Source organism: Microbacterium sp. ISL-103 (assembly GCF_018613995.1).
In the GTDB taxonomy this organism is placed as follows: Bacteria; Actinomycetota; Actinomycetes; order Actinomycetales; family Microbacteriaceae; genus Microbacterium.
Genome location: NZ_JAGGPD010000409.1, coordinates 1 through 2,068, shown reverse-complemented (window position 1 = coordinate 2,068; position 2,068 = coordinate 1). Strand labels below are relative to the sequence as shown.

Here is a 2,068-nt window from a genome sequence, read left to right as displayed (position 1 = left end):
CCCGGCGGCGAGCCGTGGCCTCCCGGGGGTGTCGCGGTCGATGAGAGCGATGCCGGCGCGGATGCCGCGCAGGTCGCCGACTCGACGGTGGCAGAGGTCTCCGAGGTCTCGCCCCCGGCGGTCTCCGGGAAAGCTGAGGGCGAGGCGGCGTCACCGGCCGTGCGGGCCCCGATCGCGACGGCTGAGCCTGCACACACCGAGCCGGCAGATGCCGCGCCCGCGTCTGTCGGCGGCTCGACGCAGTCCTCCGTCGCCCCCTCGCCCGGCCAGGCGGCAGCGCTGCGCCGTGGTCTTCCGCGTGTGCCCGGCGGCGAGCCGTGGCCTCCCGCGGGTCCCGTCGTGAGCGGTGCGGAGCACACGTCATCGCCGTCGGCGTCAACATCGCCGTCGGCGTCCGCATCCTTGCCCGACGAGCGGCGCGAGACCGCTCCGGTTGCGACGCCTGCGGCCGAGGCCGCCGCGGTCGTCGGGTCACGAGACGACGTGACCCCTGCGGCGAGCACTGTCGTCGCCACGGGACCCGCGATGTCCGTGCGCCGCGGCCTCCCGCGGGTCGCGGGCGGAGAGCCGTGGCCCCCGGCCGACACTGTCCCGGTGTCGGGCGCAGCGTCCGCGGAAGCGTCCGGCGCGGCCGCGATCGCTGCTCCCCCCGCAGGCACCGAAGCGCCCGCGTCAGAAGCGCCCGCAGCCACAGCGCCCGCACCCGCAGCATCCGCCTCCACCGCTGTCGCCCCGGCTCGCACGGCGCCCGCGCTCGGCGACCCGTCGATCCCTCTGCCATCCCCACGCACCGTCTGGAACGGCAGCGCGCCGCGACGTATCACGGCGACCGCGTCGGCGGCATCCGCTCGCCCCCGACCGACGTGGACGCAGGCGATCGCCGGTCTGCTCGGCGCGGCCGCCCTCGGCATCCTGGCCGGCGCAGCCGTGGCGTTCGTGCGCACGCTGCTGAGCTTCCCCTTCATGCAGGACTTCCTCGCGGCCTTCCCCGGCGAGTACGCACCCGCCGTCGCGGTCGAGCCCGGGTTCGCTCCGTGGGTCAACTGGGCGCACTTCTTCAACGTGTTCCTGATGGTGCTGATCATCCGGTCGGGGCTCCGCATCCGCAACGAGAAGCGCCCGACCGCCTTCTGGACCCCGCGGGGCGACCCCAAGGGCAAGGTCAGCCTGACGATCTGGTTCCACCAGGCGCTCGACGTCCTGTGGCTCGTGAACGGTGTGATCTTCGTCGTGCTGCTGTTCGTCACCGGGCACTGGGCGCGCATCGTGCCCACGAGCTGGGAGGTGCTGCCCAACGCCCTCTCGGCCGCGCTGCAGTACATCTCGTTCGACTGGCCGACCGAGCACGGCTGGGTGAACTACAACAGCCTGCAGCAGCTGGCCTACTTCGTGACCGTGTTCATCGCCGCCCCGCTGGCGGCGGCGACCGGGTTCCGGATGTCGGGGATGTGGCCGAAGAAGGCCGAGCGACTGTCGAAGGCATACCCGATCGAGTGGGCCCGTGCCCTGCATTTCCCGATCATGATCTACTTCGTGGTGTTCATCATCGGGCACGTCGCCCTGGTGTTCCTCACCGGGTTCCTGCGCAACCTCAACCACATGTACGCGTCGTCGGATGCTGTCGGCTGGACGGGCTTCTGGGTGTTCGTGGCATCGCTCGTGGTCATCGCCGTCGGCTGGGTAGCCGCGCGTCCGCTCGTGATCGCGCCGATCGCGAAGCTGTTCGGCTCGGTCTCCGGCCGCTGATCCGTTCGCGATTCCGCACAGGTCTCTGACGAAGCGAAACGGCCCCCTGCCGGTGGCAGGGGGCCGTTCACGCTGAGTCGTGACCGCGAGGGCCGCGATCCGGGGGATCAGCGGACGCCGGATCAGCGGACGCCGGCTCAGCGGACGAAGCGCACCTCGGTCAGCGTCTCGCCGAGGAACGGCTCGGTGTGGCTGGCGCCGTCGAGCGAGAAGCCGTTGCGCGTATAGAAGCGGTGCGCGCGCGGGTTGTCGTCCGCGACCCAGAGGTAGAGCGACTCGTCCTTCTCGACGGCGGCGTCGACCAGCTTCTGGCCGATGCCGG

2 protein-coding genes are annotated in these 2,068 nt (G+C 71.9%); one reads left to right on the top strand and one right to left on the bottom strand.

Annotation, left to right across the window (positions count from 1 at the left end):
- The coding region (locus J7E68_RS14665) for a cytochrome b/b6 domain-containing protein (protein ID WP_215173773.1) at window positions 1-1,746 on the top strand (1,746 nt) is incomplete at its 5' end.
- A 137-nt stretch (window positions 1,747-1,883) separates the two neighbouring features.
- On the opposite strand, the gene J7E68_RS14660 is transcribed toward J7E68_RS14665, so the two are convergent.
- Window positions 1,884-2,068, bottom strand: a 185-nt coding sequence (locus tag J7E68_RS14660) for an N-acetyltransferase (protein WP_215173771.1), incomplete at its 5' end; no start/stop codon positions are given.